Source organism: Micrococcales bacterium (assembly GCA_016703125.1).
In the GTDB taxonomy this organism is placed as follows: Bacteria; Actinomycetota; Actinomycetes; order S36-B12; family UBA10799; genus JADKAV01.
The window spans coordinates 18823-35321 of sequence record JADJCR010000006.1 but is presented as its reverse complement, the minus strand read 5'-3'; the positions used below and the strand labels follow the sequence as shown (position 1 = coordinate 35321).

10 protein-coding genes are annotated in these 16499 nt (G+C 68.7%); 8 read left to right on the top strand and 2 right to left on the bottom strand.

What is annotated here, in order from left to right; translation table 11 throughout:
* The first annotated feature begins 36 nt into the window (after positions 1-36).
* Positions 37-2679 carry a DNA polymerase I gene (gene polA, locus IPG68_10835; GenBank protein ID MBK6763719.1) on the top strand — a complete coding sequence of 881 codons (2643 nt, stop codon included), beginning with the start codon at positions 37-39 and terminating at the stop codon, positions 2677-2679.
* On the opposite strand, the gene IPG68_10830 is transcribed toward polA, so the two are convergent.
* Positions 2665-3909: a hypothetical protein gene (locus IPG68_10830; protein ID MBK6763718.1), complete on the bottom strand. Its 1245-nt coding sequence runs from the start codon at positions 3907-3909 to the stop codon at positions 2665-2667. The genes polA and IPG68_10830 overlap by 15 nt on opposite strands.
* A gap of 28 nt (positions 3910-3937) precedes the next feature.
* On the opposite strand from IPG68_10830, the gene IPG68_10825 reads away from it, so the two are divergent.
* The 3 genes from IPG68_10825 to IPG68_10815 all read left to right on the top strand — a co-directional run bounded on the left by IPG68_10825 (position 3938) and on the right by IPG68_10815 (position 6341).
* Entirely contained in the window at positions 3938-5308 is a 1371-nt protein-coding gene (locus IPG68_10825; protein ID MBK6763717.1) for a hypothetical protein, read from the top strand.
* Entirely contained in the window at positions 5302-5637 is a 336-nt protein-coding gene (locus IPG68_10820) for a hypothetical protein (protein MBK6763716.1), read from the top strand. Before IPG68_10825 ends, IPG68_10820 begins: the two co-directional genes overlap by 7 nt.
* 563 nt (positions 5638-6200) lie before the next feature.
* A complete protein-coding gene (locus tag IPG68_10815) occupies positions 6201-6341 on the top strand; it encodes a DUF2613 family protein (protein ID MBK6763715.1) in 141 nt (46 codons plus the stop codon).
* A 160-nt stretch (positions 6342-6501) separates the two neighbouring features.
* Here the strand turns inward: IPG68_10815 and IPG68_10810 are convergent, their stop codons facing one another.
* Positions 6502-7527, bottom strand: coding sequence for a glycosyltransferase family 4 protein (locus IPG68_10810; GenBank protein MBK6763714.1), 1026 nt, complete (start codon positions 7525-7527; stop codon positions 6502-6504).
* 130 nt (positions 7528-7657) lie between these two features.
* On the opposite strand from IPG68_10810, the gene IPG68_10805 reads away from it, so the two are divergent.
* The 4 genes from IPG68_10805 (at position 7658) to rpsA (ending at position 16416) form a co-directional block, all read left to right on the top strand.
* On the top strand, positions 7658-8377 hold the full coding sequence (locus tag IPG68_10805) for a class I SAM-dependent methyltransferase (GenBank protein ID MBK6763713.1): 720 nt from the start codon (positions 7658-7660) through the stop codon (positions 8375-8377).
* Positions 8374-12456, top strand: coding sequence for a DUF3367 domain-containing protein (locus IPG68_10800; GenBank protein ID MBK6763712.1), 4083 nt, complete (start codon positions 8374-8376; stop codon positions 12454-12456). The genes IPG68_10805 and IPG68_10800 overlap by 4 nt, the downstream gene beginning before the upstream one ends.
* A 1251-nt stretch (positions 12457-13707) precedes the next feature.
* Positions 13708-14769, top strand: a complete 1062-nt coding sequence (locus IPG68_10795; protein MBK6763711.1) for a DUF3068 domain-containing protein — start codon at positions 13708-13710, stop codon at positions 14767-14769.
* Positions 14770-14943: 174 nt separating this feature from the next.
* The gene (rpsA, locus tag IPG68_10790) at positions 14944-16416 is read left to right on the top strand and encodes a 30S ribosomal protein S1 (protein ID MBK6763710.1); all 1473 of its coding nucleotides are present in this window, start codon (positions 14944-14946) and stop codon (positions 16414-16416) included.
* The last annotated feature ends 83 nt before the right edge of the window (positions 16417-16499 follow it).

Sequence of the window (16499 nt, the reverse complement as noted above, 5' to 3'; positions counted from 1 at the left end):
TCGCCTGCCGGCGGCACGGTCCTAGACTCGCAAACGATGAACGAGTCCCGGTCGCGCTTACTGCTCCTCGATGGACATTCGCTGGCTTATCGCGCCTTCTACGCGCTGCCGGTCGAGAACTTCAGCACCACCACCGGTCAGCCGACCAACGCGGTGTTCGGGTTCACGTCGATGCTGATCAACGCTCTGCGTGATGAGAAGCCGACGCACATCGCGGTGGCTTTCGACGTGTCGCGCCAGACGTTCCGCAGCGAGGCCTTTCCGGAGTACAAGGCCAATCGCTCCAAGTCGCCCAGTGAGTTCGCCGGGCAGGTGGACCTCATCAAGACCGTTCTGGCGGCCATGGGTATCACCGAGATCTCGGTGGACGGATACGAGGCCGATGACGTCATCGCGACCCTCACCGGCCAGGCAGAGGCGGCGGGTATGCAGGTGCTCATCCTCAGCGGTGACCGCGACGCCTTCCAGCTCGTGGACGACGACACCACGGTGCTCTATCCGAAGCGGGGGGTGTCGGATCTGGCGCGCATGGACCCGGCGGCTGTGCAGGACCGCTACGGCCTGGCGCCCGCACAGTACCCGGACTTCGCGGCCTTGCGCGGTGACCCGTCGGACAATCTGCCCAGCATCCCGGGGGTGGGCGAGAAGACCGCTACCAAGTGGATCACCCAGTTCGGCTCGCTGGACGCACTCATCGCGCACGCCGACGAGGTCCCCGGCAAGGCGGGCAGCGCCCTGCGCGAGCATCTGGGACAGGTGATCACCAACCGGCAACTCACCGAGTTGGTGCGCGACGTTCCGCTGGAGGTAGGAGTCGAGGACCTGCAGCGGGCCCCCTTCGTGCGGGAACGCGTCCACGAGATCTTCGACAGCCTGCAGTTCCGCGTCCTGCGTGATCGGTTGTTCGACACTCTGGGCGACGACGTCGAGCAGCAGGCCACGGTGCCGGCGCCGCAGGTCTCCATCACCGACGTCCCCGAGTCGTGGCTGCTTCGGCACGGCGGTCCCGGACCTTACGGCGTGCACGTGGTCGGCGTCTGGGGCGGGGGTACCGGGCGGGTCGACCGGGTGGCGGTGGCCGCCGGCGATGGCACCGCAGCGATCTTCGACGGCATGCCCGACGCCCTGCGCACCTGGCTGGCCGACCCCGGCGCCGGCAAGGTGCTGCACGACGCCAAAGGCCCCCTGCTGGCATGTGCTGCTGCCGGTGTCGAGTTGCTCGGGCTCGTGGGCGACACGGCCCTGGAGGCCTACCTGTTGCTCCCCGGCCAGCGCTCCTTCCCACTGGCGGACCTGACCGCCCGGTTCCTGCACCGCGACCTCGTGGTGCCCACCGGCAGCGACCAACTGACCATGGACGGGCTGGACGACACCGCCGACCAGGAACTCGCCGACAGCGCCGCAGCTGTCCTGGAACTGCATTCAGAGCTGTCGAACCAACTCGGGCCTGTGGGCCGCGCCTTGCTGGACGACATGGAACTGCCGCTGGAGCACGTGCTGGTCGCCATGGAGCGGGCCGGGATCGCAGTGGATCTGCAGCGGCTGCACGACCTGCGGGACGGGTTCGACGCGCAGATCGCCGACGTGACCCGGGAGGCCCACCACCTGGCCGGCCGGGAGTTCAACCTCGGCTCGCCCAAACAACTCCAGGAGATCCTGTTCGCCGAGCGGGGGCTACCGAAGACGAAGAAGATCAAGACCGGGTACACGACCGACGCCGAGGCGCTGAGCACTCTGTACGCCAAGACCGAGGACCCGCTGCTGGAGTGCCTACTGGTCTGGCGGGACAAGAGCAAACTGCGCCAGACGGTGGCAGGCCTGATCCCGCTGGCGGACGCGGGCAGCCGCATCCACACGACGTACAGCCAGACGATCGCCGCCACGGGGCGATTGTCGAGCACCGACCCGAACCTGCAGAACATCCCGGTGCGCACCGCGGAGGGACGCCAGATCCGGGCCGCGTTCGTCGTCGGCGAGGGCTACGACTGCCTGCTGACCGCCGATTACAGCCAGATCGAGATGCGGCTGATGGCGCACCTGAGCCAGGACGCCGGGCTCATCGAGGCGTTCCGGTCGGGGGAGGACCTCCACAACACGGTGGCGTCGAAGGTGTTCGGTGTCGAAGTGGATGCGGTGGACGCCGAGCAGCGCAGACGGATCAAGGCGATGTCCTACGGGCTGGCCTACGGTCTGTCAGCCTACGGGCTGTCGCAACAGCTGGGTATCGCCACCGACGAGGCGGCGGCCATGATGGACGACTACTTCGCGCGTTTCGGCGGGATCCGCGATTACCTGCACGAAGTGGTGGAGAGGGCACGGGTCGACGGCTTCACCCAGACCCTGTGGGGCCGGCGGCGTTATCTCCCCGATCTCAACAGCGACAATCGCCAGCGACGGGAGATGGCCGAGCGGATGGCGCTCAATGCGCCCATCCAGGGAAGCGCTGCCGATCTCGTGAAGGTCGCCATGCTGAACGTCGATCAGGCGCTGCGGGAGGCGGGACTGAGCTCCCGGACGCTCCTGCAGGTGCACGATGAACTGGTCCTGGAGGTCGGTCCCGGCGAGCAGGAGCAGGCCACCGCGCTGGTGGTGGCGGCCATGACCGGTGTGAAGGAACTCCGGGTTCCGTTGGAGGTGTCCGTGGGTATCGGTCCCGACTGGGACTCAGCCGCCCACTGAAACGTCCGCGCTGACCGGGACGTCGCGCTCCTTGATGAGTCGCCACACCCCGATGGCCGCGACGACGGCCACGACCGCCAGCATGCTCACGGCCACCTGTCCCACGGTCTCGTGCCACACCGCCACCAGGGCGACCAGGACGGCGCACCCGGCCCAGATGACGGGGATGAGGCGCCGGTCCCGGATGGCGACGAGCCCGAACACCACGAACTGCAGCAGGGCGCCGCAGGCGCCGATGAGGGCGAACAGCGGCAGCAACCCGGCCATGTCCGCGTACTCCGGGCCGGCGATGATGGCCACGACCAGTCCGGGCGCCGCCCAGATGGCGAGCGTGCACAGCAGCCCGATGCCGGTCACCACGCCCAGTCCGACCATGGTCGTGCGGCCGCGGCGGGCATCCACCATGCGGGCGTAGGCCATAACGGCCACGAACTGCGGCAGCCACGTCACCACCTTTGCGACGATGATGCCAACCCCATACTGACCGGCCTGGTCCGGTGTGAGGAAGACGCGGCCCAGCACGATGTAGAGGTTGGTCAGGGCGAACAGTGCGAGCATCGCGTACGCAGCGGCCGGGATCTCCCGCAGCATCGTCGAGTGCTGCGCCTCGCCGCCGCGGAAGTCCCCCCGCACGAGCAGCCAGCAGAGCAGGGCACCGAGTGCGCTGCCCGCCGCCAGGCCGAACATGCCGCCGGCCAGACTCGCCACCGCCACCAGTACCGCGATGGTGACCAGCGCCTTCGGCACCCCGACGGCCAGGTAAACGCTGGCCAGTCGGACATGCTGCTCCTGGCCCTGCGCGATGCCGAGTGCCCCTCCCATGACCGTGAGCGGGAAGAAGGTGAGGGCCAGCAGCAGGTAGGTGGCCGGGGAGTCCAGGCGCAGCGCGAGCCCGATGAGCGGGGAGATCAACAGCCAGAACGCCGTGGTCAGTGCCGCGGCTTGCAGACTCGTCCGCCAGGCGGCGGCGGTTTCATCGCGCCGGTGCGCGGGGTCGCTGGCCACGATGTGCCGCGCCGTGACGGCTTGCGTGGCCAGGGCGACGGTGTTGCCGATGAGCAGCAGGGCGAGCAGTGCCTGGAATGCGCCGAACTGCGCCGCGGTGAGCACTCGCGCAGCAACCAGGGTCTGGGCGTAGGCCAGTACCTGCCCCACCCCCAGCGCCACCGCGACGAGCAGGCCGCCACCCACGAGTCGCTGGGTGCCGGTGTTCGTGTCATCGCCGCCCATGCCGCCTCCCGGATGCCACCCTAGGCGAGTGCCGGAAGCCTGGAAGCGACACGCCCTGCTGGTGTGGTCCTGCGTGCTCACCGGTCTGGCCGTGGCGCCGCTGCTGGCACCGGGCTACGTCCTCCACCTCGACATGGTGTTCGTCCCGCAGCAGACTTTGTTGCCCTGGAACGTCGGCATCGGGGCCGGGTTGCCCCGCTCGGTCCCGCAGGACGCGGTGGTGTCGCTGCTGGCCGGCCCGCTGCCCGGGCAGATCCTGCAGAAGGTGGTGCTGACCTCGACGCTGATCCTCGCCGGCGTCGGCGCCGGCCGGCTGGCAGGGGGTCGGCGCTGGGAGCAACTGGCGGCGGCGTCGCTGTACCTGTGGTCGGCCTACTTGGCCGCCCGCTTGCTCATGGGGCACTGGGGGCTGCTGTGGGCCTACGCCTTGCTGCCGTGGGTGGTGCTGGCGGCCCGGCGCGCACGCCGAACGGGGTCGGTGTGGCTGGTGGTGTTCCTGTGCGGAGCGGGGGCCCTCGTCCCGACCGGCGGGATCGTCCTGGCGCTGGCGGGGATCCCACTGGCGCTCGGACCCGGCAGCCGGGTGCGCCCCCCGCTGCGCTGGGCGGGCGGCCTACTGGTGGTGCTGCTCAACGCCCCATGGTGGCTACCTGCGGTGCGCAGTCCCGTGACCGACGTCTCGGATCCGCTCGGGCTGGTGGTGTTCGGCGCCCGCGCCGACGGTCCCGGCGGCGTGCTGGGCAGCGTCCTGGCCGGTGGCGGGGTGTGGAACTCACAGGCCACGCTCGGGTCGCGGACGACGTGGTTCGCCCTGCTCGCCACGCTCGTGCTGGTGGTGCTGGCACTTCTCGGCTGGTCCCGGTGGTTCGCTCGGCAGCGCGGTGAGGCTGTGTGGATCGGCGTCCTGGCGATCGGTGGTCTGACATGGGCCTGGTTGTCCGGGGTGGCGGGGGAGCAGGGATGGGCACAGGCGCTCATCGGTGGTCCTCCCGGAGGCGGCCTGTTGCGCGACGGCCAGAAGTGGAGCCTGTTCTGGGTGCTGCTCCTGGCGGTGTGTGCCCCGGCCGGATTGACCCGCCTGTCCCGACGGGCGGTGCCCTCCCTGCAGGTCTTCCTGGCCGTCGCGCTGGCCCTGCTGCCGCTGGCCGCCATGCCTGACCTCGCGTGGGGTGCCTTCGGGCGCCTGCGCCCAGCCGATTACCCGGCTGCGTGGACCGCGCTCCGGGGGCAACTGGCCGCCGCCCCGGGGCCGGGCGATGTGGTGTCCCTGCCGTGGGCTGCCTTCCGCCGGTACGCCTGGAACGGTTCAGGGGTGGTCCTGGACCCGCTGCCGAGGTTCTCACTCGCACCGTCGTCTGGAACGACCAACTGCCGGTCACCGTGGGTGGCCAGTTGGTGAAGGTCGGGGGCGACGACCCCCGGGCTGCCGCCGTGGGCCGCGCGATCGACTCGGGGCGGCCCTGGTCGCCGGTGCTGGCCGAGCAGGGGATCCGGTGGATCGTGGTGCAGACCGATCAACCGGCCGCGTCGCGACCCCCGGACCTCACCGGCACGACGGTCGTCTGGTCCCAGGGTGATCTGGAACTGCGTGAAGTCGCCGATCAGATCCGGGTCCACCGCCCCCGCGATGCCGCGGTGGTAGCCGTGGATGTGGTCGCGGCGGCGCTTCTGGTGGGCTCAGCGGGGATGGCGTGGCGCGGCCGTCGCGACCAGCAGACGCCGGTGTGACCGCGGGGGTCCGCGCCATCCGCATCCGGGAGCAAAACGTACAGGCGGGAGCGAAAACGACCGGTTGTATCGCTCCCGGGTTGCGGTTTCGCTCCCGCCTGCGGCTGGTCCGGGTCCGGGGTGCGCGCTGTCTCCACGGGGGAGAGTTGCGTACGTCGGGAAGCGATCGAACCGGTCCTTCTCGCTCGGCGGTTTCGCTCCCGGGTGTACCTTCCTCTCCCGCCTTGCGGTTTCGCTCCCGGGTGTACCTTCCTCTCCCGCCTTGCGGTTTCGCTCCCGCCTTCGGCAGGTGCGGTGGCGGTGTGCGCGCTGTCTCTACGGGGGAGAGTTGCGTACGTGGGGGAGCGATCGAACCGGTGCGTTTCGCTCCCGGGTAGCGGTTTCGCTCCCGGATGTACCTAACGCTCCCGCCTTCGGCAACAGCGGCGGCGCGCCCCGGCCACCAGTCGTGGTCACCGGAAGACCGCTCCAACCCGCCCGTGTCGGACCAGGATGCGCCACGCGTGCGGCAAACGTGCTACTTTCGTCGCGCAGTCGCTTCATCTCGATAGGGAGGCTTTCGAATGGGTGGTCCCGCAGGCGCAATCATCGCCGCTGTGGTTGGTGCGGTCCTGGCCATCGGTGCCGCATTCGGCATCGCAAGTTCCCAGAGCGCCACGCCGGCGCCGGTCGACAAGCCGTTTATCGTTTACGGCGACAGCTGATCCGTCCGCGTCGTCGGAGCATGTTCCCACGTGTCCTGACGGCGCTGGGACGACCGTCACCCTGCCGCCGGCAGCAACTCCTGCCACATCGCTGAGCACTGCCGCGAACGCTTTAGCGGTGGCTGCCCAGGTAAATTCTTCCGCCCGCTTCCGGGCCTCTTCACCATGTGCTGGCCCCTGACCGGTTCCGACAGCAGGTCGTCCAGGGCGCGGGCGTAGTCAGGACGTCGCCATCCACCAGCAAGCCGGTGGTCTCGTGCTGTATCGACTCCCCGACACCGCCGGCATCACGGTATGCCACCGCCGGAACGCCGTGGGTGGCCGCCTCCATCACGACGATGCCCCATCCCTCTTTCAAGGAGGGCAGCGCCAGCAGCCAGGCAGAGGCGTAGACCTGGTGCTTGGTCTTCTCGTCCACGAATCCCAGGAAGTCCACCATGTCCGTGACGCCCAGGGTCTGGGCCACGTGCCGCAGGCGGGGCGACCACCAGCCGTCACCGACCACGGAAATCCGCAGGCCCGGATGGCGGCGGCGCAGGATGGCACCGGCCCGCAGCACGTGTTCCACGCGCTTGTGCGGCACGAGCCGGCCCACCACGGCGATGTGCGGGTGCCCGGAGCGCTCCACGTCCAGTCCGGGCGCAGCCTCGATGCCGTTGTGGATGACCTGCACCCGCCGGGCACTGACTCCGAGCCCGCCGAGTTCCTCGCGTGTGCACTCGGACACGGCCACGTAGGTGCAGTCCCGGTAGAGCCGCGGAGCGAGCACCGACTCGATCCACCAGCCGATGCGGGAGCGCACACGGTCGTAGACCACCGGCCACTGCTCGCGGTGCACGTGGTGGACGAGCACCACGACCGGGGTGCCCCCGGCGACCGCCCGGGACATGAACGGGATCCCGTTCTGCACGTCGATGATGACGTCGAGGTCGCCGAACTGCCGGCGGCGCACCCGGCGGACCGCCTCACCGTAGACGCTGAGTTTGGTGCCGGCTCGGATGAAGCGCACCCCGTCCACAACCTCGGTCGCGGCCGCGCCGTCGTACATCGCGCAGAAGATCGTGACGTCGTGTCCGGCCGCAGCCAGCGAGCGCGCGACGTTCTCGACGTACACCTCGGAACCCCCGCCCTCGGGGTGTCGGGTGTCGCGCCAATTCAGGAACAGCACGCGCAGGGGGGTGGACATCGACAGCAAGCCTCCTCGTTCGAGACACGGTACCGTCACCCGGTCCACTCCCGCGGCTTGCGTGTCTTAGGTTCTAACGGTGACCACTGAGCCGATCTCCGATGAGCGCGCCCGCCGGGGTCTGCGCCAGATGGCCACGTGGTCGCGTGCGTTGCGGCTGTTCCGGGATTTTCAGGTCGAGCAGTCCGATCCCGACCGCTTCTACGGCACCATGGCGCGCGACTCTGTGGAGCAGCTGTCGCAATTGGCCGATCTGGGCGGCTCCCGCGTGCTGGATGTCGGGGGCGGTCCAGGCTACTGGGCCGACGCTTTCGCGGCTGCCGGGGCCACCTACACCCCGTTGGACGCCGACGCCGGGGAACTGGCGCTGCACGGGCGCACACCACTGCCGGGCACGGTGATCGGCGACGGCCAGCGGTTGCCCTTCCGTTCTGAGGCCTTCGACCTGGTGTATTCGAGCAACGTCGGCGAGCACGTACCCCGACCGTGGAGCATGGGCGACGAGATGGTCCGGGTCTGCCGTCCTGGCGGGTTGGTGTTCTACTCCTACACGCTGTGGTACGGCCCGTGGGGTGGGCACGAGACAGCCCCCTGGCACTACCTGAACGGTGACTTCGCGGCCCGCCGCTATGCCCGCCGGACCGGCCACCGGCCCAAGAACATCTACGGGGAGTCTCTGTTCCCGGTGAGCCTGCGACAGGGGCGGAACTGGGCGCGGTCGCAGCCCCACGCCGACGTCGTCGACATCATCCCCCGCTACCTTCCGGCCGGCTTGTTCTGGGTGCGTTCGGTGCCAGTGGTGCGGGAGGTCCTCATGTGGAACGTGGCCCTCATACTGAGGAAACGATGACCCTGCTCGACGACCCCTCGCGGGCTGAGGCGCCGCCTGCGCCGCCGCGGGCACGACCGGTGTGGCGCGCCCGGGTGGTGGCCGTCTGCCTCGCCCTGGTCACGCTGGCGTTCCTGCAGGACCCGGGCCGCATCGCCGCCGACACCAAACTCGACCTCACAGTGGACCCCTGGGGGTTCCTCGGGCGATCGCTGCACCTGTGGGATGCCGAGGGGTTCTTCGGGCAGTTGCAGAACCAGGCCTACGGCTACCTGTGGCCTATGGGGCCGTTCTTCGGCGTCGGGCAGTCGCTGGGACTGCCGGCGTGGGTCGTGCAGCGACTCTGGTGGTCGCTGATCCTGGTGGCGGCGTTCCTGGGGATGTACCTGTTGCTGCGGGCGTTGGGGATCGGTGGCGGCTGGCCGCGCATCCTCGCCGGGCTGGCCTACGCCTTGGCCGTGCGTCCGCAGTCGGCCATCAGTGCGGTGTCGGTCGAGATCTGGCCGATGGCTGTCGCGCCGTGGGTACTTCTACCGTTGGTGCGCGGCGCGACGAAGGGCAATGTGGCGCGCGCGGCAGCCCTGTCCGCGCTGGCGGTCACAGCGGCCGGTGGCGTCAACGCGGTGGCCGCCGGTGCGGTGCTGCCCTTGGCGCTGTGGTGGCTACTCACACTGGAGCCCGGGCCGCGCCGGCGTCAGTTGCTGTCGTGGTGGAGCGGTTTGACGGTGCTGGCCATCCTGTGGTGGTTGATCCCGCTGGTCGTCCTAGGCCAGTACTCACCGCCCTTCCTGGACTGGATCGAGTCTGCGAACTTCACCACGTCCATCACCGATCCGACGACCGTGCTGCGGGGTGCGGACCACTGGTTGGCGTACCTCGGTTCGGCATCGGTGTGGAAGGCCGGGTGGATGCTCGCGACCTACCCCGCGTTCGTGATCGCCACCGGCGTGGTCGCTGCCGCCGGCATGGCTGGACTGGCCATGCGCTCGCTGCCGCACCGGGCCTTCCTGGTCGGCGCGACGGTTGCGGGCGTGGTGCTCGTCGGGCTGGGACACACCGGGGTCATGTCGGGCCTGGGCAGTGAACAGATCCAGACCCTGCTCGACGGTCCTGGCGCGCCGCTGCGCAACGTGCACAAGTTCGACCTCGTGGCGCGCATCCCGCTGACCATCGCCTTCGCGCACGTCCTGACCACGGTCTGGCCCCGGGCTGCTCGGCCACGCTGGCGGGTGCTGGTCACTGGGGTGCTGGTGGGGGCCCTGGTCGCCAGCTGGTGGCCCGCGGTCTCCGGCCAACTGGCTCGCGGGCGGACCTACGTCGCCCTGGCGGACCACTGGCGGGAAGCCTCGTTCTGGTTGAACGAGGTCGCCGACCCCGGTCGGGCCCTGGTCGTCCCGGGGGCGTCTTTCGCGGATTTCGTGTGGGGCCGCACGCAGGACGAACCGTTGCAGGCCCTGGGCGGCTACCCCTGGGGTGTCCGCGACGCGGTGCCGCTGTCCAGTGCTGGGAACATCCGGATGCTGGACGGCCTGGAGGCGCGACTGGAGTCGGGACGGGGAAGCCCAGGAATGGCGCAGTACCTGGAGCGGATGGGCGTGCGCTACCTGGTGGTGCGCAACGATCTGTCGGCACGCGGACAGGCGCCGATGCCGATCCGGGTGCACCAGGCGATCGACACCAGCCGGGGACTGCGGCGGGTGGCGTGGTTCGGGCCGATCGTGGAACGGGCGGGGGGAACCCAGGTCATCGCGGACGAAGGCATGCGGGTGAGCTACCCGGCGGTCGAGATCTACGAAGTGACCGCCAGCAACAACGCACCCGACCCGCGTGTGCTGCTGCGCCCGGCGGACACAGTGCTCGCTGTGGATGGGAGCCCGGAGGCCCTGCTCTCACTGGCTGACGAGGGGGTCCTGGGGAACCGGTCCACCGTCCTGACCGGCGATCCGCAAGCGGATCTACCGGCGGCGGCGGGGATCGTCAGCGACACCGACCGCCGACGGGAGATCACTTTCGGCTACATGCGGGCCAACGAGTCACCCACCCTCACCCCCGACGCGGATTACGTCCAGAAGCGGGCCGTCCACGACTACCGGGTGTTCGGCGACGCGGGCGACACCGTGGCACTGCCGGGACTCACCTTCGACGCCAGCAGTTCGGCCTCGGATGTCGACGCCACCTGGCGGCAGCCACGTGGTGCCACGCCGGCGGCGGCGATGGATGGTGTGCTGGACACCTACTGGCGACCAGGTGCGCTCAATGAGAAGGACTCCTTCTGGGAGGTCGAGTACCCGCAGCCGGTGACCCTGGGCGAGACGCTGGATCTAGCACTCCTCAACCGCGGAACCAAGCAGGACACGACCATCCCCTTGGAGATCACGACCGACAACGGCACCACCAGCGTCGATGCCCAGGACCGCTCGGCGTGGCAGACGGTTCTGATCGCCGCCGGTCCCACTACTTCCGTGCGGATCGCCGTCGCCGATGTCTTCCGCCAGCCGCTATTGGGCATCCGCGAAGTGCGCCTGCCAGGCGAGGGCGTGAGCACGCTGCGACTACCGGACGCCGTCAGCGGCGATGCGATCCTGCTCACGGCCCGTCCGGGGGACGCGGGGCAGTGCGTCCCCCGTGACGAGGACCTCATCTGCTCCGACGGCCTGGGACGCTTCTCGCAGGACCGACCAGGACTGTTCCGGGTTCTCGACCTGCCGTCGGCGATGCCGGTACAGCCGCGCATCGCCGTGATCCCGCGGGACTCGGCAACGGTGGCAGACGCGATCGCCCGGGTCTCGGCAGTGGGTGTGGCAACCACCTCGGTGCGAACGCCCGAAGTGGCCGGTGCTCCGATCTCGGCATTCGATCGCAGGCTCGGCACCACGTGGCAGGCAGCCCCGGAGGACAAGCAGCCGGCCATCACCATCACGTTGCCGCAGGCCCGGATGCTGCGCGGGATACGACTGGTGAACCGGCCAGGCGTGAACGCATCGTCGCCGCTGGAACTGCAGGTCGAGGCGGGGGGCGTGACGAACCAGGGTTTCACCGACGAGCGGGGCCTCTTCCGCTTCGACCCGGTGAACACTGACTCCGTGACCGTCCGCTTCCTGACCGCCAACCAGGTCCGATCGCGCTCCGAACTCGGTGAGATCAGTCTGCCGATCGGGGTTTCGGAGATCGGCCTGCTCGGCGGCGACGACCTGCGCCGGCCGTTGCCCGCCGATGCCATGGTCACCCTGCCGTGCGGCAGCGGCCCCTCGATCGAGGTCGACGGCGAACGCGTCGCCACCACGTCGGTGTCGGCCCGGGTGGCGGAGTTCGTGGACGGCGGCTCCCTGCCGGCGCAGTTGTGTTCGCCGAGGGTGGTGCTGCCGGCGGGGCAGCACGAACTTGCGGTGCGCAGTAGTCAGGCGTTCCAACCAGTAGTGGCACTGTTCGCCGAGCAGAGCCTCTACGGGCCCACGGGCCGCCCGGAATCCCCGCAGGTGGACACCTGGTCCGACACGCGACGCGTCGTGGACCTCTCGGAGGCCGATGAGGACCGGATTCTGGAGATGGCGGAGAACTTCAATCCCGGGTGGACCGCAACTGCGGGGGATCAGGGTCTGCGGGCCGTGCGGGTGGACGGCTGGAAGCAGGCATTCGTGGTGCCGGCAGGGATCTCCGGGCCGGTTGACATCACCTTCGCACCGGACCGTACATACCGCTTTGGCCTGCTGACCGGCTTGCTCACGGCATTGGTGGTGGTTCTGGTCGCCCTGCGGCCGCCGCGCCTGCGGGTCCGTGCGGCAGCCGGGACCCGGGCCCTCCCACGAGTGCTCCTGGGCCTAGTCGTGCTCGGGGTGCTGCTGACCCTCGGGCCCTGGGGCCTGGCGGCGTTCGGCGCCGCCGTGCTGGTGGTGCGGCGTCGGTCGCTGCCGTGGGTGACCTTCACGGGCGTGTTCATCGCGGCCGTGCTGGCTGCTCTGGTCGGGATCAGGCCGGGGTCCGCGGTGACGGTTCTGCAGGGGATCGCGCTGGCGGTGGCGTGGGCAGGGATCGCCCTGGCCGGATTCGGTGCCACCAGCGCCACGTCGAGTGCGAGTAGCTCTGTGCCGGACGCTCGATGACGACGTAACTGACGTGTGCGCAGGCGATCGTGCCCGCCACGGTCAGCGGCCAGAGCAGCCAGAACCATCCGCTGAATCCCGGTATGCCTAACAGGTGGGAGGCGGTCTCCAGGACGAACAGGTGCCACAGGAAGATGCCGTAGGAGATGGATCCGAGGTAGACCATGAGCGGTGAGGCGAGGAACCGGCGCCATGCCCCCCAGCCGTCGGTGCCGAGGAAACCCGGCATCACGAACATGGCGGCCGCTGCCAGGTACAGGTAGTGACGCGCGAACGCCTGTGAGGTCGACCCCTCGCCGAAGGTGTAGGGGCCGGCCACCGGTGTGGCCGCCAGGAGGAAGAAGGCACCTGCCATGAGCAGGCAGGTCGTGACATCGTCGGCCAGGTCGTTCAGGCGCTGCATCCAGCGTGGTGGGTCGGGCAGCCGCAGGCGGTTGTGCACCAGCGCGAAGAACATCCCCACCGCGAACCAGTCCATGAAGTTCGGCAGCCACATGTTGACCACACCGAACTGGTGCACCGCCGGCACCAAGGTGCGCGTGGCCAGCCACAGGAATGCGACGCCAACAGCGGTTCCCAGCACCCACAACTGGCGGCGGACGCTGGCATCGATGTCACCGCGGTGACGCCGGCCCACCAGCCACGCGATAGCCGGTAGCACGAGGTAGAACGACAGTTCCGTGGCCAGTGACCAGCTCTGGGTCAGGCCGTTGATGAGCAGGTCCGGCCAGTAGATCTGCGTCAAGGTGAGATGGGCGAGCCAATGCTTGGGATGCACCTCGATGCCGGGCATGACGGCGAGCACCATGACAACCAGCAGCAGGTACGCCGGCAGGATCCGCCACATGCGGCGCCGGAAGTACGTGCGGGTACTCGGCCACCTGGTGTCGCGCATCGCGGCCTGCGACCAGGGCCGGAACAGCAGGAAGCCGGAGAGCAGGAAGAACACCGTCACACCGATGTCGAGACGGGACAGCGCGTGTCCCCAGGCCGTGGCCACCACGACACCGGAGAAGTACGCGACGTGCGTCGTCACCACGACGAGCGCGGCGATCGCCCGGTAGCCATCGAGGGTGCTGAAGCGGTGGGGGACCACCGTGTCGATCGCGAACAACTCCGACAACTGCCGTTGGAGTCCCCTGAGCACCGACCCAGAGTACTTGTTTACGGGCGTGTCTCCGGATAGTGATGCGAAACGCATCCTGAATCCGATAGCGTCTGCGGTGCTGATGGTGTGCCAAACGTGGAGGCGTGATGAAGCGAGTAGTCGGGTTGATCCTGCTTGCGCTTGGGGTGATGATGCTGGTTCTGGCCCCATTGCTCAGGTTCTATGTGCTGCCGAGTGCGGCCAAGACCCCTGTTGACCAATACAGCGAGTCGCTGTCGAACGTCGTGTTCGAGCAGAAGCTCAACCCGAGCAAGGTGGCGGAGGGCGACCCGGATCCGTACGACCGGAACATCGAGGCGACCCAGTACGTGTACGTCCGCGGTGACGTGCCAGCCTCCGAGCAGCCTGAGGCCAAGTCGCAGGACCTCGCGGTCTTCGACTACTTCCAGCGCGTCAACGACAACGCCACCGGCGACCTCATCGACGCCAGCACTGCACGCTATGCGTTCGACCGCGTCTCCTCGGAGTTGGTGGACTGCTGCGGTGCCAGTGTCAACGACGAGCCGGTGAACATGACCGGTGCGATCCTCCCCGTGAAGTTCCCCTTCGACGTCCAGCAGCAGGAGTACCAGGTGTTCAACACCAGTACTCTCGCTGGCGCGCCGGCAGTCTTCCAGGGCGAGGAGGAGAAGTTCGGCATCAACACTTATGTGTTCAAGTCCGAGGTGCCGCCGACCAAGGTGGGCACGCTCGAGGTGCCGACCGCATCCATCCCGGGTGAGGACGAGGACGCGGAGGGCAACACCGTTCTCGATGAGATGTACTCGGTCGTCACCTCCTACTGGGTTGACCCGGTGACCGGTCAGATCGTCGCCGGTGAGTCCACGGAGGATTCCACCTTCGACCTCGACGGTGAGACCAAACTGGTGAAGGCCAAGTACACCGGCACCAACGGCACCCAGGAGGGCGCTGACGACATCGCCGCCCTGGCCAGCCAGGTGAAGATGGTCGGGACGACAGCACCGCTGGTGTTCGGGGTCCTGGGCCTGGTGTTCCTGGTCATCGGCTTGCTGCTCCTGCGCGGCGGGAACAGGGACACGGCGGCAGGTGCCCGTGACGAGGACATGGTCCCCGCCGGAAGTGGCTCGTCCGGCACTGCCACCCAGGTGCTCGACGACGCCAGTAAGAAGCCGGATCAGACCTGAGTCTGGGCCTCCAGCAGTTAGGGGCGGTCGGCCTTTCGGGGCCGGCCGCCCCTTCGCTATGCTTGTCCGGGGTCTTCGGACTCCCGCAGCGTCATGCCGTGGAACCCGGACCGATGGGCTCCACTCCCAGGGTGCGACGCGGCGACCTACGAACAGACCGGCTACCGACACTCCATGACTGACAACCCCGACATCACCGCTGTACCCACCTCTTCCTCGGCCAGGCAAGTGGCCGTCAACGACATCGGAGACATCGCCGCACTGCTGGCCGCCATCGATGAGACCATCAAGGACTTCAACGACGGAGACATCGTCGAGGGCGTCATCGTCAAGGTCGATCGCGACGAGGTCCTGCTCGACATCGGGTACAAGACCGAGGGCGTCATTCCGGCCCGGGAACTGAGCATCAAGCACGACATCGATCCGTCGCAGGTCGTCGAGGTCGGCGACCGCGTCGAGGCACTGGTTCTCCAGAAGGAGGACAAGGACGGCCGTCTGATGCTGTCGAAGAAGCGTGCCCAGTACGAGCGCGCCTGGGGCGACATCGAGAAGGTCAAGGAAGCTGACGGAATGGTGACCGGGACGGTCATCGAGGTCGTCAAGGGCGGGCTCATCGTCGACATCGGCCTGCGTGGCTTCCTGCCCGCCTCCCTGGTGGACATGCGCCGCGTGCGCGACCTGCAGCCCTACGTGGGCCAGGACATCGAGGCCAAGATCATCGAGCTGGACAAGAACCGCAACAACGTGGTGCTGTCCCGCCGCGCGTTCCTCGAGCAGACCCAGTCCGTGGTCCGGACCGGCTTCCTGAACCAGTTGCAGAAGGGACAGGTGCGCACCGGCGTGGTGTCCAGCATCGTCAACTTCGGCGCGTTCGTGGACCTCGGTGGCGTCGACGGCCTGGTGCACGTCTCGGAGTTGTCCTGGAAGCACATCGACCACCCGCAAGAGGTCGTCGAGGTCGGCCAGGAGGTCACTGTCGAGGTGCTCGACGTGGACATGGACCGCGAGCGCGTCTCGCTGTCCCTGAAGGCCACGCAGGAGGACCCCTGGCAGCACTTCGCGCGCACCCACGCCATCGGCCAGGTCGTGCCCGGCCGCGTCACCAAGTTGGTGCCGTTCGGCGCGTTCGTGCGCGTGGCCGAGGGGATCGAGGGCCTGGTCCACATCTCCGAACTGGCTGAGCGTCACGTCGAGATCCCCGAGCAGATCGTGACGGTCGGCGACGAGATCTTTGTGAAGGTCATCGACATCGACCTCGAGCGCCGCCGCATCTCGCTGTCGCTCAAGCAGGCGAACGAGGACGCCGGTGCCGAGACCACGGACGAGTTCGACCCGTACCTGTACGGCATGCCGGCTTCTTACGACGAGCAGGGTGCCTACATCGGTCCGGAGGGCTTCGACCCGGTGAGCGGGGAGTGGAAGGCCGGTTTCGAGGACCAGCGCACCGAGTGGGAGCAGCAGTACCAGGAGGCCTACCAGCGCTGGCAGCAGCACAAGGAGCAGATCACCGAGGCCAAGAAGGCCGACGAGGAGGCCGAGGCCTCCGGTGACTACACCGCTGCCCCCGTGGAGCCGTCGGGTTCACTGGACGACGACGCCAACGAGGCGCTGGCCGCGCTGCGGGAGAAGTTGCAGAGCGAGGGCTGACCTCGAGACACACGCGAAGGGTGTGAGCGCCGGTCTGGCCGGGGCTCACACCCTTCGCGTGTACCTGGGGGGCGCCCCGCAAG

Bases quoted from the DNA above. Each gene is read 5' to 3' on its own strand.
- polA (MBK6763719.1), top strand. From the start codon at position 37: ATGAACGAGTCCCGGTCGCGCTTACTGCTCCTCGATGGACATTCGCTG.
- IPG68_10800 (MBK6763712.1), top strand. From the start codon at position 8,374: ATGACCCTGCTCGACGACCCCTCGCGGGCTGAGGCGCCGCCTGCGCCG.
- IPG68_10810 (MBK6763714.1), bottom strand. From the start codon at position 7,527: ATGTCCACCCCCCTGCGCGTGCTGTTCCTGAATTGGCGCGACACCCGA.
- IPG68_10815 (MBK6763715.1), top strand. From the start codon at position 6,201: ATGGGTGGTCCCGCAGGCGCAATCATCGCCGCTGTGGTTGGTGCGGTC.
- IPG68_10805 (MBK6763713.1), top strand. From the start codon at position 7,658: ATGGCCACGTGGTCGCGTGCGTTGCGGCTGTTCCGGGATTTTCAGGTC.
- IPG68_10830 (MBK6763718.1), bottom strand. From the start codon at position 3,909: ATGGGCGGCGATGACACGAACACCGGCACCCAGCGACTCGTGGGTGGC.
- rpsA (MBK6763710.1), top strand. From the start codon at position 14,944: ATGACTGACAACCCCGACATCACCGCTGTACCCACCTCTTCCTCGGCC.